Genomic DNA, 22656 nt, shown 5'->3' on the forward strand with positions numbered 1-22656 from the left:
GCCGGAGGGGCGCTGTGAGCGGCCCGGTGGGGCTCCGCGCGGTGGGGTTCCGCCCGGTGGCGTCCGGGGCTCTGCGCGGCAGGGTGGTGCTGCTCGGCAGCCCGGTGGGGCTCCGCGCGGTGGGGTTCCGCCCGGTGGCGTCCGGGGCTCTGCGCGGCAGGGTGGTGCTGCTCGGCAGCGCGGTGCTGCTCGGCAGGACGGTGCTGCTCCGCAGGACGGTGCTGCTCCGCAGGACGGTGCTGCTCCGCAGGACGGTGGTGAGGGGAGGAGGAGCCGCATGAGTTGCCGAAAGCCGGGTTGCCGGCCGCGGCGACGTTCGCCGTGTTGCCGCAGGCGTTGACCGGTACTTCCAGCGGGGCCTGCACGCTGTTGCCCGACAAGATGCCGGGCGAGTCCAGCGCCTGCCCGTTCGCCTCGGTAGCGGCGAACGCGTGGGTGCCGGACAGGGACAGGATGCTCGTGGCGGCCGCGGCGGAGAGCATTCCTTTGCTGAGGGCCTGTCGCAATCTAGTGGTCTTTCTCTGTCCGATGGGGAGCCGGCCCTGGCCCCGGGAGGGTCGCCAGGGCCGGCCGAGGCGCAGCAGAGACAGCTGAGCCGTTACGTCAGTCGTTGACGCACTTGTTGCCGAACGTCGGGTTCAGCAGACCGATGATGTCGATGCTGTTGCCGCACACGTTGACGGGAACGTGGACGGGAACCTGAATGGTGTTGCCGGAGATGACGCCCGGGGAGCCCACGGACGCACCGGAGGCACCGGCGTCGGCGAACGCCGGGGCACCCAGGCTCAGCGCCATGACGGCACCGGCAATGATGGTTGCGCTCTTCTTCAGCTTCACAGCTTTTCCCTTCCTTCGGGTCACGCCTGAACGCCGGCCTGAACCGGGCGGGCAGTTCCTGTTCCCGCACCGTGACCTGAGCCCTACTTAACGACCGATAGGGAACGAAGAAACCGAGAAGTTGACTTCATTCGGAGGTTCACTCAAATGCGAGAGACGCTGAAAAACCTTGGAACGAAACAGAGTTGAGCCGGGACATGAGAAAGCCCGGGGCGCCCGAGGAGGAAGGAAAACGGGCGGCCCGAGCAGTCTCGGCAGTGCGTCGGATCAGCCGTTGTTCTGGCCGTTGCCCGACAGGATCGGCAGGTCGCTGAGGATGTGCGAGAGCGGCTCGTCACCCTTGGCCTGCGTCGAGTTCTCCGTGCACTGCTGGGTCTGCGGCGCGGAGAGGATCGGGATGTCCTGGATTCCGATGTTGACCAGGGCGACGATGTTCTGAATGTTGGCCTTGACCGGGAGACCGATGCAAGGCTTGTTCAGCGTGCCCTGGATCAGGGAGAGCTGCGGGCTCATGTCGCCCTTGGTGGCGGAGTTGCCGAACGACTGCTCAGCACCGTTGCCGCTCAGCGACTGGGTGCCGCTGTCATCACCGATGGCCATCGCCGGAGAAGCGATACCAGCCGCGGCCACCGCGACCACTGCCATTGCCATTGCCTTCTGAAGCATTTGTGGTTCCTTTTCTGGGGCAGACGCTCACGTCACTGCGGCCTGCTCAACTCCGCACTCCACGTTTGGTTCCGGGCATTCACTCCATCGGATCGTCGACGGCCGGAGCGACGACAGAATCAGTCATCCCCGCGAGTTGCCGTGCATTGGGCCATCGGAGTGAATTTCAGCAACCCCTACGGTCCCGCGTAGTTGCTCAGGGTGCTCCGAGGACGGGGCTAACTCAGAGAGGAACACCTGTGATCAAGAAGGTTATGACCGCGGCTGCGGTCACGGCTTCCGTCGTCGGCATGTCCGCCGCCGCCGCGCCCACGGCCCTCGCCATCGGCAACGACGGCGGTACGGAGACCATGAGCGGCAACAACGCCATGCAGTCGTTCGGCAACTCGGCCACGCACGGCAACATGAGCCCTCAGATGGCGCTTATCCAGGGCTCGTTCAACAAGCCCTGTATCGCTCTGCCGGCCAAGCTCAACCTCCAGAACATCGTCGGCCTGGTCAACATCGGCATTCAGGACATCCCGATCCTCTCCGCGCCGCAGACCCAGCAGTGCACGGAGAACTCGACGCAGGCCAAGGGCGACGAGCCGCTCTCGCACATCCTGGAGGACCTGCCGATCCTGTCCGGCAACGGCGTCAGCAACCACTGACACACGCACGCCTTTCAGTGGGCCGCCATCTTCCACTTGGGCGGCCCACTGTTCTGTTTCAGTTCCGGGGCCAGGGGTCGCGCTCGACCAGCCTTCTCCATTCGGGATCGGGCCGGCCAGGGACGGTCTTTCCCTGCGCGTACCAACTCTTGAGCAAGGAATCGTAGATGGGATCGGTGCGGCACTCCGGGGACTGTCTGCTCGTCGGAATGACACCCAGCCGCTGCCATGGTCCTGTGCGGTCAGCCATTTTTCCTCGCCGAGAGTGGGGAGCGTCTCCGTCTTCGTTCCTGCCGAAGCGTGCAACGAAACGGTGCCATTGAGAGGAAGGGCTGACGTTCAGCACATTTATCCACCGAACGGTTCAATCGCCGCAACTCCCGCCCCACAGCTCAGTTGGTCACGATGCGGCTCCGGAGTGGAGCCTCACTCGAAGGGATCTCCTCACCATGAAGAAGCTGCTCGCAACGACCCTCGTCGCCCTGTCGGCCGCCGGTCTTGGAGCCACCGCGACTCCGCAGGCCATGGCCGTCGGCGATGACTCGAACACCCAGTCCGTCAGCGGAAACAACGCCGGGCAGTCGTTCGGCAACTCCGGCACCAAGGGCAACATGAGCCCGCAGATGACCCTGGTCCAGGGTTCGCTGAACAAGCTCTGCGTCGGCCTCCCGGTCAAGGCCAACATCCAGAACATCGTTGCTCTCGTCAACATCGGCGTTCAGGACATCCCGATCCTCTCCGCGCCGCAGATGCAGCAGTGCGTCGAGAACTCGACGCAGGCCAAGGGCGACGAGCCGCTGTCGCACATCCTGGAGGACATCCCGCTCCTCTCGGGCAACGGCACCGCCAACCGCTGAGCCGAGCGCCCCGCCATGGCCGGGGGCATCGCCGGGGAGGGCCCGCGCACCGCTGTCGGCGCCCTCCCCGTCCCTCCGGCCGTGTCACTCGTCCAGCCGCGTTCGGCGGGCGGGCCTCTGTCGGACCGTTCAGCGTGGTGAGCGTTCGCGCACGCAGTTTCGATGCGTGCGCACGCCCCCACATCGAAGGGTCTGACTATGAAGCGCATAGCCCGTGCCGTGTCCATCGCCGGCATCACCGCCGCGCTGGCCGTCCCGGCCGTCGGCGTCGCCGCCGCGGCGCCCGCTGTCACCGCTGCTCCGGTCACTCAGCAGTCTGACGCCCGGGACTGGGACGACGACTGGGACCACCACCACGGTCACCACCACCACCACGACCACGACCACAACCTGCTGGACGCGGACCTGGACCTGGGGCTGCTCTGACGCCACGGTGTGAACGGTGGCCGCCGCGGTTTTCCGTGGCGGCCATCGCGCATTTGATTACTAATCGGGCGAACCACCCGAACGCCGCGTGTGGGCGCACCACCGTGGGGCAGCCGAAGAGAAAGAGTCCCCACACGATCGGTGGAAGTGATGCGCTGTGACGACCGTCAGCACGCCGGACACCGCACCCCTCACCTGGCCCGCAGGCCCCGGAGCCGCCCGGGACGTCGTACGCGCCCTGTTGCGTCAGGGCACCCAGCACGTCGGTGAGCTGGCCCTCGCCGATGCCGTCCTGGTGACCTCGGAACTCGTCACCAACGCGATCCGGCACGGGGGCGGACTGCGCGGCTTCGCGTGCCGCGTGCGGCCCGGGGCCGTCGAGATCGCCGTCGACGACGGCAACGACGAGGTCCCGGTGACCCGTCCTCGTACGGGCCTCCTCATGAGCGGCGGACTCGGCTGGCCCTCCGTGTGCCGCCTGGCCGACGAAGTGAGCGTGACGCACCTGCCCGGCGGCGGGAAACGCATCGTCGCCCACGTCCCACTGGCGGCCTGAGGACGGCCTGAGGACCCGCCCCCCGCCACTCCGCCGGCCCAGCGGGTACGCCCCGCGCCGTGTGGCTACCGGGAAGACCGGGGGCGCCGGGGTTGCATGGGGCCGTACGCCTCCCGACCAGGAAAGGCCGGTCCCCGCGGTGCAGCGATTCGTGAAGACAACCCTCGTGACAGCGGTCGCCGCGGCGACGGCACTGCTGCCCGGCGCGGCGGACGCCGCCGAACGGCACGCGGTCACCGTGACGCCCACGGCCCGGGCCGGCGCCGACGGGAGGACGGCCGTCGTCTCCGGTACGTACACGTGCGAGGGCTACACCGGACCCGTGCGGCTCAGGGTCTCCCTGCGGACGGAACGGACGCGCCCGCTCACCGCGGCGGAGACCGAGACGGTGAAGAACCTCTTCCAGTGGCTCGGCGCCCCCGGGGTGCCCGTCCCGAAGACGAGCACGGCGTCGACCGCACAGACACGGACGCTCGACGGGACCTGCGACGGCAGCGCCACGCCCCACCGCTGGGAGTACACCTTCTCCGGCCCCGCGACCAAGGACACCAAGGGCTCGGTCGCCGTGACGATGACCGCCGAGGACTCCCGTACGCCCAAGGCCAGGCAGCTCGCCGACACCGCGAGCGACGTCACGTTCGCCTAGGGCCTTCCTGACGGCTAGTCATACGCGGCCGGTGACCGTCACCGTCACGCGTGGCGGTTCCGCGTCGCCGGTCGTCCCCCGCAGCGCCTCGGCCACCGCGGCGCGCACCGCGCGGGTGACGTCCACCGCCCGGTGGCCCCGGTGCAGGACGACGTGGATGTCGGCGTGCCATCTCCCGGAGCCGCCGTCGCGGGCGAGCCGTACGCCCGCGGAGCGTGCCGTTCCCCTCGTCAGCAGGTGGGAGGCGCGCAGGAGTTCGGCGAGGCCGGGGCGGAGGAAGGCGACGCCCGGCGTGCCGAGCACCGCTTCCCGTACGGCATCGGCCGGCGCACCGGAAGTGGGTCGTTCCGTCACGGCTGCCGCCTCTCCACGCTGTCGTCGTCGGTGCTGTCGGTGCTCTCGGTGATGTCGCTGATCGTCACGTCGACGGCGGCGACCCGCAGGCCGAGCTCGGCGTCCGCCGCCTCCAGGACCCGGCCCCTGACCCGCTCCGCGACCTCCTGAAGATTCCGGGTGAGGGGCACGGCCACCGCCACCCTGACCCGTACCGGCCCGCGCGGCCCGCTGTCCGGGGCGAGCGGCTCGATGCGGCAGCTGCCCGCCCGCACCCCTGACAGGGTCTCCGCCGCGGCGCGGACGGTCCGGGCCGCCGCGGCCTCCACGATCCACGCGTCCTCGTCCTCCTCGCCCAGCGCAAGCGTGCGGCCCGGCCGCAGTTCGAGGCGGACCACGTCCATGACCCGGCCGACGAGCGCGGTGGCGTCGGCCTCCGGCTCCCGCGGTTCCGTCTCGCGGGCGGCCGATACGACGTCCTCCAGGCGCCGCAGCGTGTCCAGCGCGTCGGCGCAGTGCGGGCAGGTCTCGGCGTGCGGATCGGTCTCGCCGTTCTCCGCGCGCTCCCAGACGCTCCACACGTCGCGTCCGCAGGGCAGCAGTTCGTTCGGTTCGTCCGTCATCTCTCCGTCCGGCCCGTGGTCCGTCCCGTCCGGCCCGTGCTCCTCGTTCACCGCCATGCGGCCATCGCCTCCGTGAGATAGCGCCGCGCGCGGAAGACCCGGCCCCGTACCGCCTCCGGGCTGATGCCGACCGTTTCCGCGATGGATTCGTAGGCGAGGCCGTTGAGCTCGCGCAGCACCCAGCACACGCGCTGTTCCGGGGACAGCCCCTCCATCGCCTTGCCGAGAGCCGCCACGGCGGCGTGCGACTCGGCCACCCGGGCGGGCGAGGCCTCGTGCTCCGGCGCCTGCGGCTCGGGCACCTCGCCCAGATCCACGGAGGGGCGGCGGGCCCGCAGCAGGTTCAGGCACCGGTTCGTGACGATGCGGTGCATCCAGGTGCCGAAGCGCGCGTCGCCGCGGAACTCCGGCATTTTGCGCCATGCGCTCACGAACGACTCCTGCACCGCGTCCTCGGCCTCCGTGCGGCTGCCGAGCAGCCGCGTCGCGAGCCGCAGCAGTCCGGGCGCGTGACGGCGCACGAGCTCCTCGAAGGCCTCCTCGTCGCCCTCGGCGGCCCGCACGGCCAGCAATCCGTCGTCGCGCGGGGAGGACCCACCGGCTTCCTCCAGCGCCCCGTCCCGGTCCCCCGGCACACGCGGCTCCTCTCACTCACGTCGTCCTCCTACGACACTGCGGCGTCCGCCCGCGTTACGCGAGACGGGCGGGCGGATCACCGGGAGAAGAAATCCGGCCGCGCCGCGTAACGAATCGCACCCGCGAGGGTCAGACGAGCGCCGGTCCGGGCACCCGGCTTCCACCGAGCGCTCGGACCGCAGACGGACGGCGACCCGTCCCTGACGACGAGGAGATGGCTTCATGACGCCTCAGGAGATCACTTCGAAGACGGCCACGGCCGGTGACGACACGGCCTTCGCCGGCCGCGCGCACCAGAGCGTGCCGGGCAGCACCACCGTGGCGGGCCGCACCGGGGCCGCCGAGCCCGCCGCGACCCGCGGGAAGACCTCCATCGCCGACGTGGTGGTGGTGAAGATAGCCGGGACGGCCGCCCGCGAGATCCCGGGCGTGTACGACATGGGCGGCGGGCTCTCCCGCACGCTCGGCGCCGTCCGCGACCGGGTCCCGGGCGGCCGCCCCAACGTCGGACGCGGCGTGAAGGTCGAGGTCGGCGAGCGGCAGACGGCCATCGACCTGGACATCGTCGTCGAGTACGGCGTGCCCATCACCGAGGTCGCCCACGAGGTGCGCGAGAACGTCATCGCCGCCGTGGAGCGCATCACCGGCCTGGAGGTCGTCGAGGTCAACGTCGCGGTCAACGACGTACGACTGCCCGACGACGACAGCGCGGACTCCGGCGGCGAGACGCGCGTGGAGTAGGCATTCCGAGCCCTGCCCGGGGTACCGCGGTCATGTCCCCTTCAGCGATGACCCCTTCAGCGATGCCCCTTCTGTGGAGTGAGGTGAGTGGTGAGCACAGCTCTGACAGGCCTGGTCGCCGGGATGGCCCTCGGGTTCGCCGGGTGGTTCGGCGGCTTCGGTGCCTTCCTCCTGGTCGCCGCCCTTGGCGCGGTCGGCTTCGTCGTGGGGCGCTTCGTGGACGACGGGACGGACATCCGGGGCTTCCTCGGCGGCCGTGACCGGGGGCGGCGATGAGTACGCCCGCGAGGGAGCGCGGCTCGACGAGCGTCGCCGACCGTGCGGTGCGCCGGATCGCCGAGCGCGCCGCGACGGAGGCGCTCGCGCCCGGCGAGGTCAGGACCACCCGGAGTTCGGCGTCGGTACGCGGGCGCCGGGCGCGGGTCGCCGTCACCGTCACGCTGCCCTACCCCGAGGTGCTCGACGACGCGGGCGAACGCGTGCGGTCGCACGTCGCCGACCGCACGCAGCGGCTCACCGGACTCGTCGTGCCCTCGGCGCGGGTCCGGATCGCGGGGCTGCGCCCGCGGGCGCGGACCGATGAGGGCGAGGTCCCGGGGCCGGAGCAGACGGGCGACGGCAGGGTGTGGCGGCCGTGGTCCCAACGCCGGGTTCCTGTCGGGGTGTTGGCGCTGGCGGTCGCCGCGGTCTGCGGCGTACTCCTGTACGACGTACTGGCCGTGCACGCGGCCGGGCGGTCACCCGGCCGGTGGCGGACCGGTCCGGTGGAGTGGCTCACCACGCACGGCCCGGCCGGCAGCGCGTGGCCGGGCCTGGCGGCGGCGCTCGCCGTGCTCGGCCTCGGCGTGTGGCTGCTGGTGCTCGCCGTCACGCCGGGGCTGCGCGGCCGCTTCCCCCTGCGCGAGCCGCTGCCGGACCTCCACGCGGCCCTGGACCGGAGCGCGGCGGCGGCGCTGCTGCGGGACGCCGTGACGGAGCTGCCCGGGATCACCCGGGTACGGGTCGGCGTCGGCCGCCGCCGGGTCCGCGTGCGCGCCGGGCTCGCTTTCGGCCAACTTGAGGCGGAGCGGGACGCGTTGGCCGGCACGGTGGCGCGGACCGTGGCGGGCTGGGGAGCGGCCCGCGCGCCGCGCGTCCGGGTCCGGCTGCGCCCGGAACCCGCCTGGCGCGCGCCTGCGGTGCCGGAACCCGTCGCGCCGGAACCCGTCGCGCGGGAGTCCGTCCCGGGCGGCGACGGCGGCGGCGGCGGCAACGGCAGCGGCAGCGGCAGCGGCGCCTGCAACGGCGACGGCAACGGTGGCTCGGCGGCGCAAGGGAGCGCCGGCCGATGAGCCGCCTCCAGAGCCGCTTCCGTACCTGCGCCAACCGCACCGCCCTGCTCTGCGCGGCCGTAACGCTGATGGCCTCGGGCGCCGTGCTGGCGTCCGCCACCGGTCCCGTCCGCGACCGGCTGCCGTCCGGCTGGCCGCGCCCTGGCAACGGCCGGGCCTGGGTCTGGGCCGACGCGGAGGATCTCGTCCGGTGGCGCGAGCACGACTGGTGGACGCCCGCCGTGATCGCCGCGCTCTCCGTCGGCGTACTCCTGTTCCTGGCCCTGTCCGTGGCCCAGGCCCGCAGCGGGCGCCTGCGCGAACTGCCCCTGGGGCAGCCGGGCGTCACCCTGTCCGGGCCCGCCCTGGCCGCGGCGATGGCCGAGCGTGCGCGTGCCGTCGACGGGGTGGCCGACGCGCACGTGAGCCTCCGAGGGAGCCCTCGGCGGCTGCGCGCCCGCATCACGCTGGTGCTGGCGCCGGACAGTTGCCCGGAGGCGGTCCTCGGCCTGCTGGCCCGGCACACGGTGACCGAGGCGAGAGCGGCGGCGGCGCCCCGCCCGCTGCGCGTCGACGTGCGGCTGACGATGCGGTCACACAAATCGAGGCGGCTGCGCTGACGGCGTCACCCGGACGCATCGATCCCGTCACCCGGACGCATCGCCCCCGTCACCCTGCGGGGTCGTGTTGTATGAACGATTCTGCAGCAGTACTCCGTCTTTCATCTCTGCCGACCGTATGGCTGTCGGGCCGGAGAACAGACCCGTTCGGCGGGCATCCCACCCGTATGACGACCCCGGACGGAGCAACCGTGCGACCAGCTGTCAGGCGGTAAGAATGACTCGCCAGCTGATCGTAGAAGTAGGGCCGACCGGAGTACTCGACGGCAAGCGCCATTTCCTTCAAAGACGTTGATCCGTTCAGCCGGTCATGGAACTCAGGGACCGGCTTGAGCGACATGCCGTGCTCGCGGACATGTACTGCGAGGCCAACGAGCGTGTCGTGGACGCGCAGTTGACACTGGAGGAGCTGAGAAAGAACAGGAATCGTGTGCTGGCGGCCCTCGCCGTCACCCTCGGCAGCGACACCGGAGCCGCGCACGTGCTCGGCCTGCCGGAGCGCGACGTCCGTACGGCACGCAAGTCCGTGAACCGCGAGGAAGCCCTCGACCTGGCGACCAACGCGCTGGAGCTGCTGGCCGCCGAGACCGCCGCCGTGCCGACCGCGTCCTACGCGGACCGGCCGCCCGCCGCCGCGGAGCCGTTCGAGGCACAGGACGCGAAAGCCGCGCCGGAGCCGGTCTCCCACCCGCCCGAACCAGCGGCGACGCCGCCCCCCGCCCGGGAGACCGTCGCCATGCCCGCGCCCACGCCTGCACCCGCGACCGCGCAAGCACCCGTGGCCGCGCCGCAGCCGCCCGTGGCCACCGCTGCTCAGCCGGCCCCCGCGGCCGCACCCGCTGCCCCGCACGTGCAGGTCGCGGCTCCCACGTCGGTACCCGAAGCCGTCTCGTGGACCGCGCCGATGGACCACCTGCTGGTCCAGGGCTGGCACGAGGGGGTGAACCCCAGCGTGCTCGCCACTCAGCTGGGCTGCGATCTGCCGGCACTGGCACTCAGGGTGCAGGAGCTCTCCTACGCGGAGAGCGCACCCGCCCAGGCTGCCTCGGCCCAGGCCCATGTCCGGACAGGAGGTGACACTTGGGAGCCCGCGCAGGCTCCCTCGCGACAACCCGGGCGCCACCGGCGCCACCGAGCCAACGGGACTTCTCATGGCCTTTTCCCGCAAGAGACGATGAGTCATCAGCAGGAGGCGTGCCGTCAGGAGGCGTGCCAGCAGGACCTGGGCTACCACCCTTCGCACGCGCCTCAGGGGCAGCCCGCGGGCTATCACCTCCCCTACGGAGACGTGCAGCACGCGTTCTCCGTAGGCATGTGATCCGTAGGCAGGTGACCCGTGGGTCTGTGATCCGTAGGCAGCTGAAACGCGTCCCGCCCACGGCGCCAGTGGGGCCGTGGGCGGGGGATCAGGTCCGGCGTGGGGGGGGGATCAGGTCTGGGCGAGCATTCCGGAGCGGAGCTTGCCGAGGGTGCGTGTCAGGAGCCGCGAGACGTGCATCTGGGAGACGCCGAGGACCTGACCGATCTGCGCCTGTGTCATCTCCCGGCCGAAGCGCATCTCGATGATGGTGCGCTCGCGCTCGTCCAGCTGCTCTATGAGGGGTGCCAGCGTGTGCAGTTCCTCGAAGAGGTCGAGCGCGGGGTCGTCCTCGCCGAGGACGTCGGCGTAGTCGCGCCCCTGCGTGCCGTCGTCCTGGCCGACGGGGACGTCGATGGAGCCGGCGGTGTAGCCGTTCGAGGCGACGAGGCCGTCGTTGACCTCGCGCTCGGTGAGGTCGAGGTGCTCGGCGAGTTCCCGGACGGTGGGCTCGCGGTCCAGCTCGCCGCCCAGCCGCTCCTTGGCCCTTGCCAGGTCGACGCGGAGCTCCTGGAGGCGGCGCGGCACGTGGACGGCCCAGGTGGTGTCCCGGAAGAACCTCTTGATCTCTCCGGTGATGTAGGGCAGCGCGAAGGTGCTGAACGCCACGTCGCGGGAGAGTTCGAAGCGGTCGATGGCCTTGATCAGGCCGATCGTGCCGACCTGCACGATGTCCTCGGCGTCGGTGCTGCCGCCGCGGAAGCGCGCGGCCGCGAACTGCACGAGCGACAGGTTCATCTCGATCAGGGTGTTGCGCGCGTACTGGTATTCGTGCGTGCCCTCTTCGAGGAACTGGAGCCGGTCGAAGAAGATCTTCGACAGGGCCCGCGCGTCCTTGGGAGCGACACTGCCCGCGTCTTCCACCCACGGCAGCTCGCTGCTGGACATCTCTTCCCAGGGGCTCGCAGCGTGCTCTGCCTCATCCGTCGATGTGGCAGTCAACTGTGTCGGCAGCCTCACAAGTTCACCTCTGGTGGGGGGACATCGGGGACAACTCTCGGGACGACAACAGTGCACCTGCCCATTCACGGGCGGGTTAAGCACCTTGATCACCATAGGAGTTCGAGGGCTGCTCCCCCAACCCCGGTTACGGCCCGTCGCGCCGTTCCGCTGGCCGGTCCGTGCTGTCACCATGCGGAGTCCAGGGTGTAGGGGGAGTCGCCCTCAGCAGGGCGGGCGGGAGGCGTACATGTCGGACGTGTTCCTACGGCGGCTGAGCCGCTGGCAGGCGGAGCAGCAGCGTGAGGCCGTGGCGGACCTCTACGTAGAGGCGTATCGGGGAACGGTGGGGGCCGAGGGCCGCGGTCGGCAGGACTTTCTGCGCCGCTTCGCACGCGACGTGCAGCAGACGGACTTCGAGATGGTCGTGGCCGACGCGTCGGGCCTGGTCGGCTGCCTCTACGGATACCGCGCGGAGCGCAGCGGCGAATGGTGGGAAGGGTTCCGTGGCGTCCTGTCCACCGAGGCAGGGGAAGAGACCGCTTCGGGGCGGGTGTTCCGGCTGGGCGAGCTCCTTCTGTCGCCCGCCGGACGCCGGGCGGGCGTCGCCGCCCGGCTGCGGACGCTGCTCCTCACCCGGCACACGTCCGACGTCGTCGTCGCCGTCACCCGACACGACGACGATCTGGGCCGGGAGGTGCTGCAGGAGTGGGACTGGCGGAAGCTGGGCGAGTTCGCACCCGGCCGGGAGGGCTGGCTGCGGCCGCCGTCACCGCTGCCGTGAGGCGGGTGACCAGGGTCCATCAGAAGGATCCTAGAGCCTGCCTGCTCGCCTTCAGGGAGTACATGAGCGGGACGCGCGGCCGGTCGGCGGGGAACCGGTAGGCCCCGTCGCGCAGTTCGAGCGCGCCGAAACGCTCGAAGAGCGTCTCGTCCCGCTCGTGCAGGAAGTCGATGCGCAGGCCCGCGGCGGCGAGCGCGGAGACGACGTCGCCGATGGGGTGCTGCCACTCGACGCTGCGGTTGTGGACGGTGGGGGTGACGGAGTCCGCGTAGCCGCCGGAGGTCTCCTCGATCCAGGCGTCGCGCGCGAAGTAGTCGTGCTCGATGCGGGAGCCCGTCGCGTCGTCCAGGACGTCGGTGAGCGGATGGAACTCGGCGAGGTAGAGGAAGCCGCCGGGCGCGACCAGCGAGGCGGCGGTCTCCGCCCAGCGCCGGATGTCGGGCAGCCAGCCGAGCGCGCCCACCCCGGTGTAGACGATGTCGTACGAGGAGTCGGGCACCGCCGCGGCCGCGTCGTACACGTCGGCGGCGACGAAGGTGGCCTGCTCCGGAGTGAGGCCGAGCTCGGCGGCGAGCTCGCGGCCCGCCTCGACGGCGGGCTCGGAGAAGTCGAGCCCGACCACGCGGGACGCCCCGTGCCGCACCCAGGAGAGGGTGTCCAGGCCGATGTGGCACTGCAGGTGCAGCAGGGACTTTCCGCGTACGTCACCCACTTCCGTCAGCTCGTAGTCGCGCAGGGGGTCCTTGCCCGCGCGGAAGGCGTCGAGGTCGTAATAGCTGCTGGCGAGGTGGAGGGGGACGCGCTCGTCCCAGCGTTTGCGGTTGGTCTCCCGCCAGTCGGCGGGCGTCGGGGAGTACATGGTCGAAAAGTTATCCACAGGCTGGGGACTCCCGCCAGCGAATTGTCGGCGGGGACAGGCACTATGGGGGGCATGAGCGAGACGGGTGCGACGAGCGCAATGAGTGCGGCGGAGGCGGCGAAGGCCACGGCGGCGGGGTCCGGGGGGCCGGACGCCATGCCGGACTGGGAGAAGCGGTTCAGGGCGCCCCGGGTGTCGCTGCCGGACTGGGCGGAGGACGCCCCGCAGCGCTCCCTGTTCGTGTCGAACGCGACGGGGACGTACGAGCTGTACGCGTGGGACCGGACGACCGGCGCCCAGCGCCAGGTGACCGACCGGCCGAACGGCACGACGGACGGCGCGCTCTCGCCCGACGGCGAATGGATCTGGTGGTTCAACGACAAGGACGGCGACGAGTTCGGCGTGTGGCTGCGCCAGCCCTTCGGCGGCGGCCCCGACGAGCCCGCCGTGCCGGGCCTCGATGCCTCGTACCCCTCGGGTCTGGCCCTCGGCAGGGACGGCCGCACGGTGGTCGTCGGCCGCTCCACGGACGACGACGGCTCGACGATCCACGTCGTGCACCCCGACGGCACGGGCCCGGTCGAGGTGTACCGCCACCGCGAGTCGGCGGGCGTCGGCGACCTCTCGCACGACGGCACGCTGATCGCCGTGGAGCACACGGAGCACGGCGACGCGATGCACTCCGCGCTCCGGGTGATCCGCCCGGACGGCTCGACGGTCGCCGAGCTCGACGACACCGAGGGCGGCACGGTCGAGCTGGGCCTGGAAGTCCTCGGCTTCGCGCCGGTCGACGGCGACTCGCGCCTGCTCATCGGGCACCAGCGGCGGGGCCGCTGGGAGCCGCTGGTGTGGGACGTGGCGACGGGCGAGGAGAGCGACCTCGCGCTCGGACTGCCGGGCGACGTGAGCGCGGAGTGGTATCCGGACGGCTCGGCCCTGCTCATCGCGCACGGCTTCGAGGCCCGCGGCGAGCTCTTCCGCTACGACCTCGCCTCGGGTGAGCTGGACCGCATCGAGACGCCCGCGGGCTCCGTGTCGGGCGCGACGGCGCGCCCCGACGGCGCCGTGGAGTACATGTGGTCGTCGGCCGCCGAGCCGCCCGTGGTCCGCTCGACGGCGGGCGGCGTGGTCCTGGACCCGCCCGGCATGAAGGCACCGAAGTCCGTTCCGGTGGAGGACGTGTGGGTGGACGGGCCCGGCGGCCGCATCCACGCGCTGGTGCAGCGGCCCGCGGGCTCGTCGGGGCCGCTCCCCACCATCTTCGAGGTGCACGGCGGTCCCACCTGGCACGACAGCGACTCCTTCGCCGCCGGCCCGGCGGCGTGGGTCGACCACGGGTACGCGGTGGTCCGCGTGAACTACCGCGGCTCCACGGGGTACGGCCGCGCATGGACGGACGCCCTCAAGCACCGCGTCGGCCTCATCGAGCTGGAGGACATCGCGGCGGTGCGGGAGTGGGCGGTGACGTCGGGCCTCGCGGACCCCGACCGCCTGATCCTGGCGGGCGGCTCCTGGGGCGGCTACCTCACCCTGCTCGGCCTCGGCACGCAGCCGGACGCCTGGGCGGTGGGCCTCGCGGCGGTGCCCGTCGCGGACTACGTGACGGCGTACCACGACGAGATGGAGGCCCTCAAGGCGATGGACCGCACGCTGCTCGGCGGCACGCCCGAGGAGGTCCCCGAGCGCTTCCGCGCCTCGTCCCCGCTGACGTACGTGGACGAGGTCAAGGCCCCCGTCTACATCTCGGCGGGTGTCAACGACCCGCGGTGCCCGATCCGCCAGATCGACAACTACGTGGACCGGCTGGCCGCGCGGGGGGCGGTGCACGAGGTCTACCGGTACGACGCGGGCCACGGGTCACTGGTCGTGGACGAGCGGATCAAGCAGGTCGCTCTGGAGCTGGAGTTCGCGGCGCGTCACGTGGGTGCTCCCGCGTAGGGGCACGTGGGTGCTCCCGCATAAGGGCATGTGGACGGCCCTCCCTGTGTGACCTGCTCCACCGCTCCGCGGGGGGGGCGGGTGCGGGGGCCCTGTGACCCGCTTTGCCGCTCCGCGGAGGATTCGGGTGCGGTGGCCTCGCCCCTCCCGTGGCCTGGCCCGCCGCTCCGCGGGGGATTCGGGTGCGGGTGGCGCTTCCCGCGTGCCGCACTGGCCCGCCGCTTCGCGGCGGATCTATCCCACCCACCCACCCGTTTGCCCGGCACCGAACAGTCCCCCAGGGCCAACCGCCCCTACCTCCACCGTGCGGTGCGGGGCAAACGGGTGGGTGGGTGGGGACCATCCGCCGCGAAGCGGCGGGCCAGTGCGGCGCCCCCTCCAGCGAGGGAAAACGGCCGGGCCCGGCACCGCAGGGACAACGGGACGACCCCCACTGGGCAAAGCGGCACCGCGGGGCCACCCCCGCCGGGCAAAGCCGAGCCGCAGGGCCGCCCCGCCGGGAAAGCCGAGCCGCAGGGAGAAACCCCGCCGGGCAAAGCAGCACCACAAGGCCAGCCCAGCCGGGCAAAGCCGCACCGCAAGGTCAGCCCCCGCCGGGCAGGGCCGAGCCGCAGGTGCCGGGCGCCGACCCCCCAGCCAGGCCCCCCGCAGGGGCCCCGTACCGTGGAGGTGTGTACCGGTTTCTGCTGACGCCCCGATGGTGGGGGATCAACGTCTTCGTCGTGCTGGCCATCCCCTTCTGCATTTTCATGGGCTCCTGGCAGCTCGGCCGCTTCGAGGACCGCGTGCAGGACCACGAGTCCGCCAAGGAGCAGGTCGCGGAGCAGGGCAAGGAGCGGAACACGCAGGGGCGGCCCCTCGACGCGCTGTTGCCCGTCGACAAGGAGACCTCCGGCGAGCAGGCCACGGCCACCGGGCACTACGGCAAGCAACTGCTGGTGCCGGAGCGGGAGTTGGACGACAAGCGCGGTTTCTACGTGCTGACACTGCTGCGTACGGACGGCGGCAAGTCCCTGCCCGTCGTCCGCGGCTGGCTTCCGGGCGACGCCGACCCGGCGAAGGCACCGGCCGCTCCCACCGGCGAGGTCACGGTCAGGGGCGCGCTGCAGGCCTCGGAGAGCCCCGGTTCCAACGGGGTCAGCGCCACGGGTGGTCTGCCCCGGGGCCAGCTGGGCGCGATCAGCTCGGCGTCACTGGTCAACCTCGTACGCGACGACGTGTACGACGCGTGGGTCACCCTCGACAAGGCCGACTCCGGGATGAAGCCGGTCCCCGCGGCCGCGCCCAACAACACCGGCCTGGACCTGAAGGCCTTCCAGAACCTCGGCTACACCGGTGAGTGGTTCGTCTTCGCGGGCTTCGTCGTCTTCATGTGGTTCCGGCTGTTCCGCCGCGAGGCGGAGTTCGCGCGCGACGCCCACCTCGGCCTCCTGGAGACCTGATCCGCGCCCGCTACGAGGCGGGCAGCACTCCGGTCCGGTACACCGTTCCCGCGCACGCGTTGGGGACCGTCGCCCCCGCCGAGGGCGAGCCCGCCTCCGCGGTCAGGGAGACCACGACGCTGCCCTCGGCCACGCCGCCGTCCGTCCGGACCAGCTGCGGTTCGGTACCGTCGGACGAGCCGCCCTCCGGCGTTCCCGTGCCGCCTTCCGAAGGCGTCGGGTTGGGCGTCGGGTCCCCGCCGTCCGCGGGACACGTCTCCGACGGCACCCAGACGAACCGCACCTCGTACGCGGCGCCGGGCCGCAGCACGAACGGGCTGGCTTCCTTCGCGGGGTCGGGCAGGCCGGTCGCCGCGTCCCCCTCCGTGTGGTCGACCACGGCGATCTTCGCGGGGTCGGCCGCGCCCTGCGCCACCGTGCCGACGGCGCCCGCGGCCTCGATGGTGCAGCTGCTGTCGGAGACGTTGGAGACGCGGAAGGAGCCGTACACCTTGTTGTCGGTCTCCGGCGTGCCCGCGCTGCCCGTGGCGCCGAGCTGGGCGGCGTCGCAGACCGGCGAGCTCGCGGCCTCGGAGGTGGAGGGGTCCGGCGCTCCCGTACCGCCGCCGCCCGTGCCGCCCTTCTCCTTGTCGCCCTTCTTGTCCTTCTTGTCCTTCTTGCCCTTGTCCTTGGACTTGTCCCCCGCCTTCTGGCCGGGGGCCTTCTCGCCGCCGTCGGGGCCCTTACCCTGACTCGACCCGCCCTGCGCGTCCTGGCTGTTGCCCGCGATCGAGGTGCGGTCGTCCGAGTCGCCCTCGGAGTTGGTCACGTGCACGAGGGCGGGGACGGCGGTACCGATGAAGAGTGCGGCGGCGGCGAGGCCGACGACCGCCTGGCGCTTGCGGGCCCTGCGGGCGGGCACCGCCTGCCGCAGGTGTTCGAGGGAGCGGTCGCTCGGCTCGATCTCCTCCACGGCCCGCCGCATCATCCGCCGCAGCGCGAGCTCGTCGGAGGCGAGTTCGACGGCAGTGAGTTCGCCGGGCCCGGGACCGTCGAGGCCGGGACCATCAGGGCCGGAACCGTCGAGGCCCGGCCCGCCGGTCTCGACGCCGCTCTTCTCGGCGCCACTCTTCTCGGCCTTCCCGGCGCCACTCTTCCGGGGGCCGGTTCCCTGGGCCCCGCCGTCCGGCCCGAGGCCGTCTTCGGGTCCGTGGTTCACGTTTCCGTTCCTGCCATGCCGCTCAGATCCGCCCTGCTCGTCCCGCTTGCGCTCACTCATGCCGGCGCCTCCATGGCGACCCTGAGGGCCGCGATGCCGCGCGAGCCGTACGCCTTCACCGAACCCAGGGATATCCCCAGGGTCTCGGCGACCTGCGCCTCGGTCATGTCGGCGAAGTAGCGCAGCACGAGGACCTCGCGCTGGCGCCGCTGCAGGCCGCGCATGGCCTTGATCAGCTCGTCGCGTTCCAGCTGGTCGTACGCCCCCTCTTCCGCGCTCGCCATGTCGGGCATCGGCTTCGAGAGAAGCTTGAGCCCGAGGATGCGCCGGCGCAGCGCGGACCGGGACAGATTGACCACGGTCTGGCGGAGGTACGCGAGCGTCTTCTCCGGGTCGCGCACGCGCTTGCGCGCCGAGTGGACCCGGATGAACGCTTCCTGGACCACGTCCTCACAGGACGCCGTGTCGTCCAGGAGCAGCGCGGCGAGGCCGAGCAGCGACCGGTAGTGGGCGCGGTAGGTCTCGGTGAGATGGTCGACTGTGGTGCCCGCGGTCATCGTGTCGTCAGCGCCCTCGCGCTGCGAGGGAATGCGGGCGGGCCGCGCCGCGGGCATGGGGGCGATCACCGGCATGCCACCGGTCGTGCGGGGTCGGCGAGTGGGGCGCAGTGTTGCCGCGCCTCTCGTCTGTACCGCTGTGAAATCGAGTACCTCTGCCACGCTTGTTGGACACGCTTCCCCCCTTCAGGGTTGTACGCATCCGGGATCGCGTTTGCGGCATGCTGCGCGGGCACCGCTCGTGACGATGCATCAAATGCCCCCATGCGTACCAGCTCTTCCCCTATGCCCCATTTTTTCGACAGCGCTCGGGCCACCCCTGAAGGGCGACCGCAAAGACGTCCCCCGCCCCGCCGCCGGTTGCACTGATCAGACGCGAATCTTCGAACGCGGAGATGGTCCAGTTCAAGCACGCGCGACGACCAAGTTGGACACAGAACTTACACAGATCTCACATAGGGATCCGCTCCGGGGTGGTCCATACCAATCGGTCGGGCGGAGACGGCTCAGCCGGCCGTGAGCTCCGCGGCCACCAGTTCCGCGATCTGCGCGGTGTTCAGCGCCGCGCCCTTGCGCAGGTTGTCGCCGCACACGAAGAGCTCCAGCGCGGTCGGGTCGTCGAGCGAGCGCCGCACCCGGCCCACCCAGGTCGGATCGGTGCCCACCACGTCGGCGGGGGTGGGGAACTCGCCCGCCGCCGGATTGTCGAACAGCACGACGCCCGGGGCGGTGGCGAGGATCTCGCGCGCCTTGTCCACCGTGACCTCGTCCTCGAAGCGGGCGTGGACGGTGAGGGAGTGCGTGGTGACCACGGGCACGCGTACACAGGTGGCGGCGACGCGGAGGGTGGGCAGCCCGAGGATCTTGCGCGACTCGTCCCGGACCTTCATCTCCTCGGACGACCAGCCGTCGTCCTTGAGGGACCCGGCCCAGGGCACCACGTTCAGCGCGACGGCCTCCGGGAAGGGGCCCGTGTCGTCGCCGACGGCGCGGCGTACGTCACCGGGGCTCGTGCCCAGCTCCGTGCCCGCGACGAGGCGCAGCTGACGGCGGAGCGTGTCGACGCCGTCGCGTCCCGCGCCGCTCACCGCCTGGTACGAGGAGACGATCAGCTCGCGCAGCCCGAACTCGGCGTGCAGCGCGCCGACGGCCACGATCATCGAGAGCGTCGTGCAGTTGGGGTTGGCGACGATGCCGCGCGGCCGTACGCGCGCGGCGTGCGGGTTGACCTCCGGCACGACGAGCGGCACGTCCGGGTCCATCCGGAAGGCGGCCGAGTTGTCGACCACGACGACGCCCTTGGCGGCGGCGACGGGGGCCCACTGCGCGGCGACCTCGTCGGGGACGTCGAACATGGCGACGTCGACCCCGTCGAAGACCTCTTCGGACAGGGCAAGCACCTCGGTCTCCGCACCGCGCACGGCCAGCTTGCGGCCGGCCGAGCGCGGTGAGGCGACGAGTCTGATCTCGCCCCAGATGTCGGCGTGCTGCGACAGGATCTGGAGCATGACGGTGCCGACGGCCCCGGTCGCTCCGACGACCGCGAGCGTCGGCTTCCGGTTCATCGCCCGGTGCCTCCATAGACCACGGCCTCGTCCGTGTCGGAGTCGAGTCCGAAGGCCGTGTGCACGGCACGCACCGCCTCGGTCACGTCGTCGGCGCGCGTGACGACCGAGATGCGGATCTCGGAGGTCGAGATGAGCTCGATGTTCACCCCGGCGTCGCTGAGCGCCTCGAAGAAGGTCGCGGTGACGCCCGGGTTCGTCTTCATGCCCGCACCGACGAGCGAGATCTTGGCGATCTGGTCGTCGTAGCGCAGCGAGTCGAAGCCGACGGAGGCGCGGGTCTTCTCCAGGGCGTCGACGGCCCTGCGGCCCTCGGCCTTGGGGAGGGTGAAGGAGATGTCGGTCAGGCCCGTCGAGGCGGCCGACACGTTCTGCACGACCATGTCGATGTTGACCTCGGCGTCCGCGATGGCGCGGAAGATCGAGGCGGCCTCGCCCGGCTTGTCGGGCACGCCGACGACCGTGACCTTGGCCTCGGAGGTGTCGTGCGCGACACCGGAGATGATGGCCTGCTCCACCTTGCGGTCCCCTTGCGGTTCGTTGCTGACCCACGTGCCCTGAAGGCCGGAGAACGAGCTCCGTACGTGGATCGGGATGTTGTAACGACGTGCGTACTCCACACAGCGGTGGAGCAGCACCTTGGACCCGGAGCTCGCGAGCTCCAGCATGTCCTCGAACGAGATCCAGTCGATCTTCCGCGCCTTCTTGACCACACGCGGGTCGGCGGTGAAGACACCGTCGACGTCCGTGTAGATCTCGCAGACCTCTGCGTCGAGGGCGGCGGCGAGGGCGACGGCGGTCGTGTCCGACCCGCCGCGGCCCAGCGTGGTGATGTTCTTGCCCTCCTGGCTGACGCCCTGGAACCCGGCGACGATGGCGATGTTGCCCTCGTCGATCGAGGTCCGGATCCGCCCGGGGGTCACGTCGATGATCCGCGCTTTGTTGTGGACGGAGTCGGTGATGACGCCGGCCTGGCTGCCCGTGAACGACTGGGCCTCGTGGCCCAGGTTCTTGATCGCCATGGCCAGCAGGGCCATGGAGATCCGCTCTCCGGCGGTCAGCAGCATGTCGAATTCACGCCCGGCAGGAATCGGGGATACCTGTCCGGCGAGATCGATCAACTCATCCGTCGTGTCGCCCATCGCCGACACCACGACAACGACCTGATGGCCGTTCTTCTTGGCGTCGACGATTCTCTTGGCGACCCGCTTGATGCCCTCGGCATCGGCTACGGAGGAGCCTCCGTACTTCTGCACGACAAGGCCCACGTGCGCTCCTCGCTCAATCCGTTGTGCGGTCGGCTCAGTCTAACGAGCGGCCGAAATCCGCCTCGGCTATATCACATCGTGAGATGTCCCGCTCACAAGTTGATCACCACGGGCATACGGCCCCGCTGTTCGGGGAGTACGTTCCGGCCGCTCGGCTGGGCACATGCCCACTGTGGAGCGCTGCACTCCGGAAAGTGGGGCGGGTCACAGGGCCTGGCCGGAGGCCTCAGGCGGCGTACTCCTTGAGCTTGGCCGTGTCCAGGGTGATACCGACGGGTTCGGGGAGCTCGACGGCGTCGCCGAACGCCCGCCGGACGAGGCTGCGGTATCTCCCGTCCTCCGGATCCGCGTACACCCGGACCTCGCCCGCGTCCCGGTCGACGAGGAGATACACCGGGATGCCGGAGGCGGCATACCCGTCGGGCTTCTCGACGCGGTCGCGCCGGTCGGCGTCCTGGTCGTAGGAGGTGACCTCGACGGACATCAGCACGCCGGCCGGATCGGCCCACTGCCCCTGGCCCACGAAGTTCTCGTCCGGCGCGAGCACGCCGTCCGGGCGGGCCCGGCCCTTCCGGTAGCCCGCGACCTTGAGGCCCTGCTCGGGGAAGAGGGACAGCTCGGGGCGCTGCTGCATGCAGCACTTGATCAACCACATGACGATCTGGCCGTGGGAACCATCCGGCACCGGCTTGACCTGGACCTTTCCATTGATGAACTCCAACCGCACCGTCTCGGGCGCACGGCTGGCCAGCTCCTCGAAGTCCTCGACGGACATCTGGGGCCGGTCGGTGGTCCTGGGGGTCATGGTGTCGCCTCCTTGACTCCATGGTGCCCGGACCGGCACGTCCTGCACGCTCATACGCCGTCCCGGGGCGTCGGCAGCCCGGCGGCGCGGCGCAGCTCCGCCACGCGTTCGGTGACGTCCACGACCCCCGACCCGGCGGCTCGGCGCGGGCGTGCGCGGAACGTGTCCGGGATGTACCCGGTCCGCTCCGCAAGGGGGTAGCACTCCGTACAGATCCCGTTGACCAGCTCCACGGAGGTCTCCGGCTCCTCACAGTCCCCGCAGATCATGACGGCGCGGGTGACGCGGGCGCGGGCCTCGGCGGGGGCCTGACGCTTGGGGGGCATCTTGTTCTCCAGTCGGGTACGGGCGAAACCGCCCGGGTTGGTGACGGTGGGCGGCAGCCCTTCGGTGAGGGCGCGCGTGATGTCCTGCGGACTCGCCCCGCGCTCCAGCCACTCCGCCGCGCTCGGCTCCAGCTGCTTGCACTCACCCTCGGAGAGGGCCATGCGGCGGTCGGCGGTACGGAGCTGGGCGAGGGTGCGGTGAGCTGCGCTCGGCTCGGCGGAGGGGGTGGGCGCCGGGTCCTTCTCCGGTCGCGCGTCCGCCCTGGCCAGCCCGGACCGGTACGTGTGCGTCACGTCCCGCCCGTGCCGTTCCCGTACGAACTCCGCCCACCAGTCAGGGGACTTGGGCGCCCTCGACCAGTACGTCCTGGTCACCCAACGCATGGTGCCGTCCTCGACGGTGAGGTGCTCCTTGACCCAGCGGAGGTGACCGGCGTCGGTGAGGCGGTTGAGGGAGGTACGGACCGCCTGCTGGCCGTAGCGGGGGTGGGCGGCGGCGATGGCCTTGTGCCCCATCGCGGCGCCGTCGGGGAGGTGATCGACGAATGTCGCGAGTTCGGCGTCACGCGGGAGCAGGTGTGCGAAGTCGGGTTCGGTGTCCGGTTCGGCGTCACCCGCGAGGCGTTTCCCGTACCCCGATTTGGCCATCGGGTGGGACGGGGAGGGCAGGACGGGCTTAGGCTGAGAGCAAGTCACGGTCGACCTGTTTTCGACTCG

27 protein-coding genes and 1 pseudogene are annotated in these 22656 nt (G+C 71.3%); 14 read left to right on the forward strand and 14 right to left on the reverse strand.

The window, feature by feature from the left end:
• Positions 1-14: 14 nt before the first annotated feature.
• On the forward strand, positions 15-281 hold the full coding sequence (locus ACFVYL_RS19535) for a hypothetical protein (protein WP_389717754.1): 267 nt from the start codon (positions 15-17) through the stop codon (positions 279-281).
• A 51-nt stretch (positions 282-332) separates the two neighbouring features.
• On the opposite strand, the pseudogene ACFVYL_RS19540 reads toward ACFVYL_RS19535, so the two are convergent.
• The 3 genes and pseudogenes from ACFVYL_RS19540 to ACFVYL_RS19550 all read right to left on the reverse strand — a co-directional run.
• A pseudogene (locus ACFVYL_RS19540) lies at positions 333-482 on the reverse strand (chaplin family protein); the annotation flags it as partial.
• A 121-nt stretch (positions 483-603) separates the two neighbouring features.
• The gene (locus tag ACFVYL_RS19545; RefSeq protein ID WP_389717746.1) at positions 604-831 is read right to left on the reverse strand and encodes a chaplin; all 228 of its coding nucleotides are present in this window, start codon (positions 829-831) and stop codon (positions 604-606) included.
• A 273-nt stretch (positions 832-1104) separates the two neighbouring features.
• Positions 1105-1503, reverse strand: a complete 399-nt coding sequence (locus ACFVYL_RS19550) for a rodlin (protein ID WP_389717551.1) — start codon at positions 1501-1503, stop codon at positions 1105-1107.
• Between the two features lie 239 nt (positions 1504-1742).
• On the opposite strand from ACFVYL_RS19550, the gene ACFVYL_RS19555 reads away from it, so the two are divergent.
• The 5 genes from ACFVYL_RS19555 (at position 1743) to ACFVYL_RS19575 (ending at position 4638) form a co-directional block, all read left to right on the forward strand.
• Complete coding sequence (locus ACFVYL_RS19555; RefSeq protein WP_389717552.1) at positions 1743-2153, forward strand: rodlin; 411 nt, start codon at positions 1743-1745, stop codon at positions 2151-2153.
• A gap of 449 nt (positions 2154-2602) precedes the next feature.
• Complete coding sequence (locus ACFVYL_RS19560) at positions 2603-3010, forward strand: rodlin (protein ID WP_389717553.1); 408 nt, start codon at positions 2603-2605, stop codon at positions 3008-3010.
• A 198-nt stretch (positions 3011-3208) separates the two neighbouring features.
• Complete coding sequence (locus ACFVYL_RS19565) at positions 3209-3436, forward strand: hypothetical protein (protein ID WP_389717555.1); 228 nt, start codon at positions 3209-3211, stop codon at positions 3434-3436.
• A 157-nt stretch (positions 3437-3593) separates the two neighbouring features.
• Positions 3594-3992 carry an ATP-binding protein gene (locus tag ACFVYL_RS19570; RefSeq protein ID WP_389717557.1) on the forward strand — a complete coding sequence of 133 codons (399 nt, stop codon included), beginning with the start codon at positions 3594-3596 and terminating at the stop codon, positions 3990-3992.
• A gap of 151 nt (positions 3993-4143) precedes the next feature.
• Positions 4144-4638: a hypothetical protein gene (locus ACFVYL_RS19575; RefSeq protein WP_389717558.1), complete on the forward strand. Its 495-nt coding sequence runs from the start codon at positions 4144-4146 to the stop codon at positions 4636-4638.
• 18 nt (positions 4639-4656) lie between these two features.
• On the opposite strand, the gene ACFVYL_RS19580 is transcribed toward ACFVYL_RS19575, so the two are convergent.
• From ACFVYL_RS19580 to ACFVYL_RS19590, 3 genes are read right to left on the reverse strand one after another with little or no spacing between them, the layout of a single operon-like run.
• Complete coding sequence (locus ACFVYL_RS19580) at positions 4657-4992, reverse strand: Asp23/Gls24 family envelope stress response protein (RefSeq protein ID WP_389717561.1); 336 nt, start codon at positions 4990-4992, stop codon at positions 4657-4659.
• A complete protein-coding gene (locus ACFVYL_RS19585; protein WP_389717563.1) occupies positions 4989-5651 on the reverse strand; it encodes an Asp23/Gls24 family envelope stress response protein in 663 nt (220 codons plus the stop codon). The genes ACFVYL_RS19580 and ACFVYL_RS19585 overlap by 4 nt, the downstream gene beginning before the upstream one ends.
• Positions 5642-6229, reverse strand: coding sequence for an RNA polymerase sigma factor (locus ACFVYL_RS19590; protein ID WP_389717566.1), 588 nt, complete (start codon positions 6227-6229; stop codon positions 5642-5644). Before ACFVYL_RS19590 ends, ACFVYL_RS19585 begins: the two co-directional genes overlap by 10 nt.
• A 223-nt stretch (positions 6230-6452) precedes the next feature.
• Between ACFVYL_RS19590 and ACFVYL_RS19595 the strand changes: the two genes are divergently transcribed.
• The 5 genes from ACFVYL_RS19595 to ACFVYL_RS19615 all read left to right on the forward strand — a co-directional run bounded on the left by ACFVYL_RS19595 (position 6453) and on the right by ACFVYL_RS19615 (position 10219).
• Positions 6453-6971, forward strand: coding sequence for an Asp23/Gls24 family envelope stress response protein (locus tag ACFVYL_RS19595; RefSeq protein WP_389717569.1), 519 nt, complete (start codon positions 6453-6455; stop codon positions 6969-6971).
• A 90-nt stretch (positions 6972-7061) separates the two neighbouring features.
• Positions 7062-7247 carry a hypothetical protein gene (locus ACFVYL_RS19600; RefSeq protein ID WP_389717571.1) on the forward strand — a complete coding sequence of 62 codons (186 nt, stop codon included), beginning with the start codon at positions 7062-7064 and terminating at the stop codon, positions 7245-7247.
• Positions 7244-8302 carry a DUF6286 domain-containing Asp23/Gls24 family envelope stress response protein gene (locus tag ACFVYL_RS19605; RefSeq protein WP_389717574.1) on the forward strand — a complete coding sequence of 353 codons (1059 nt, stop codon included), beginning with the start codon at positions 7244-7246 and terminating at the stop codon, positions 8300-8302. The genes ACFVYL_RS19600 and ACFVYL_RS19605 overlap by 4 nt, the downstream gene beginning before the upstream one ends.
• A complete protein-coding gene (locus tag ACFVYL_RS19610) occupies positions 8299-8901 on the forward strand; it encodes a hypothetical protein (RefSeq protein WP_389717576.1) in 603 nt (200 codons plus the stop codon). The genes ACFVYL_RS19605 and ACFVYL_RS19610 overlap by 4 nt, the downstream gene beginning before the upstream one ends.
• A 310-nt stretch (positions 8902-9211) precedes the next feature.
• Positions 9212-10219, forward strand: coding sequence for a hypothetical protein (locus ACFVYL_RS19615; protein WP_389717579.1), 1008 nt, complete (start codon positions 9212-9214; stop codon positions 10217-10219).
• A 111-nt stretch (positions 10220-10330) separates the two neighbouring features.
• On the opposite strand, the gene ACFVYL_RS19620 is transcribed toward ACFVYL_RS19615, so the two are convergent.
• Positions 10331-11146, reverse strand: coding sequence for an RNA polymerase sigma factor SigF (locus tag ACFVYL_RS19620; RefSeq protein ID WP_389717580.1), 816 nt, complete (start codon positions 11144-11146; stop codon positions 10331-10333).
• Positions 11147-11447: 301 nt separating this feature from the next.
• Between ACFVYL_RS19620 and ACFVYL_RS19625 the strand changes: the two genes are divergently transcribed.
• The gene (locus ACFVYL_RS19625) at positions 11448-11981 is read left to right on the forward strand and encodes a hypothetical protein (RefSeq protein WP_389717582.1); all 534 of its coding nucleotides are present in this window, start codon (positions 11448-11450) and stop codon (positions 11979-11981) included.
• Positions 11982-12000: 19 nt separating this feature from the next.
• Here ACFVYL_RS19625 and ACFVYL_RS19630 read toward each other — a convergent pair whose 3' ends face one another.
• Entirely contained in the window at positions 12001-12840 is an 840-nt protein-coding gene (locus ACFVYL_RS19630) for a class I SAM-dependent methyltransferase (protein ID WP_389717585.1), read from the reverse strand.
• Positions 12841-12939: 99 nt separating this feature from the next.
• Between ACFVYL_RS19630 and ACFVYL_RS19635 the strand changes: the two genes are divergently transcribed.
• Positions 12940-14778: a prolyl oligopeptidase family serine peptidase gene (locus ACFVYL_RS19635; RefSeq protein WP_389717749.1), complete on the forward strand. Its 1839-nt coding sequence runs from the start codon at positions 12940-12942 to the stop codon at positions 14776-14778.
• Between the two features lie 671 nt (positions 14779-15449).
• The gene (locus tag ACFVYL_RS19640) at positions 15450-16220 is read left to right on the forward strand and encodes an SURF1 family protein (RefSeq protein ID WP_389717586.1); all 771 of its coding nucleotides are present in this window, start codon (positions 15450-15452) and stop codon (positions 16218-16220) included.
• Positions 16221-16230: 10 nt separating this feature from the next.
• Here the strand turns inward: ACFVYL_RS19640 and ACFVYL_RS19645 are convergent, their stop codons facing one another.
• The 6 genes from ACFVYL_RS19645 to ACFVYL_RS19670 form a co-directional block, all read right to left on the reverse strand.
• Positions 16231-17478, reverse strand: a complete 1248-nt coding sequence (locus ACFVYL_RS19645; protein WP_389717589.1) for a hypothetical protein — start codon at positions 17476-17478, stop codon at positions 16231-16233.
• The gene (locus ACFVYL_RS19650; RefSeq protein ID WP_389717591.1) at positions 17475-18137 is read right to left on the reverse strand and encodes a SigE family RNA polymerase sigma factor; all 663 of its coding nucleotides are present in this window, start codon (positions 18135-18137) and stop codon (positions 17475-17477) included. Before ACFVYL_RS19650 ends, ACFVYL_RS19645 begins: the two co-directional genes overlap by 4 nt.
• Before the next feature lie 344 nt (positions 18138-18481).
• The gene (locus ACFVYL_RS19655) at positions 18482-19540 is read right to left on the reverse strand and encodes an aspartate-semialdehyde dehydrogenase (RefSeq protein WP_389717593.1); all 1059 of its coding nucleotides are present in this window, start codon (positions 19538-19540) and stop codon (positions 18482-18484) included.
• Positions 19537-20808, reverse strand: a complete 1272-nt coding sequence (locus ACFVYL_RS19660) for an aspartate kinase (protein ID WP_389717595.1) — start codon at positions 20806-20808, stop codon at positions 19537-19539. The genes ACFVYL_RS19655 and ACFVYL_RS19660 overlap by 4 nt, the downstream gene beginning before the upstream one ends.
• A gap of 226 nt (positions 20809-21034) precedes the next feature.
• Entirely contained in the window at positions 21035-21613 is a 579-nt protein-coding gene (locus tag ACFVYL_RS19665) for a Uma2 family endonuclease (protein WP_389717597.1), read from the reverse strand.
• Between the two features lie 50 nt (positions 21614-21663).
• Positions 21664-22587, reverse strand: a complete 924-nt coding sequence (locus tag ACFVYL_RS19670) for a hypothetical protein (RefSeq protein ID WP_389717599.1) — start codon at positions 22585-22587, stop codon at positions 21664-21666.
• Positions 22588-22656 lie beyond the last annotated feature (69 nt).

Origin of the sequence: Streptomyces sp. NPDC058308 (genome assembly GCF_042880275.1) — a bacterium.
In the GTDB taxonomy this organism is placed as follows: Bacteria; Actinomycetota; Actinomycetes; order Streptomycetales; family Streptomycetaceae; genus Streptomyces.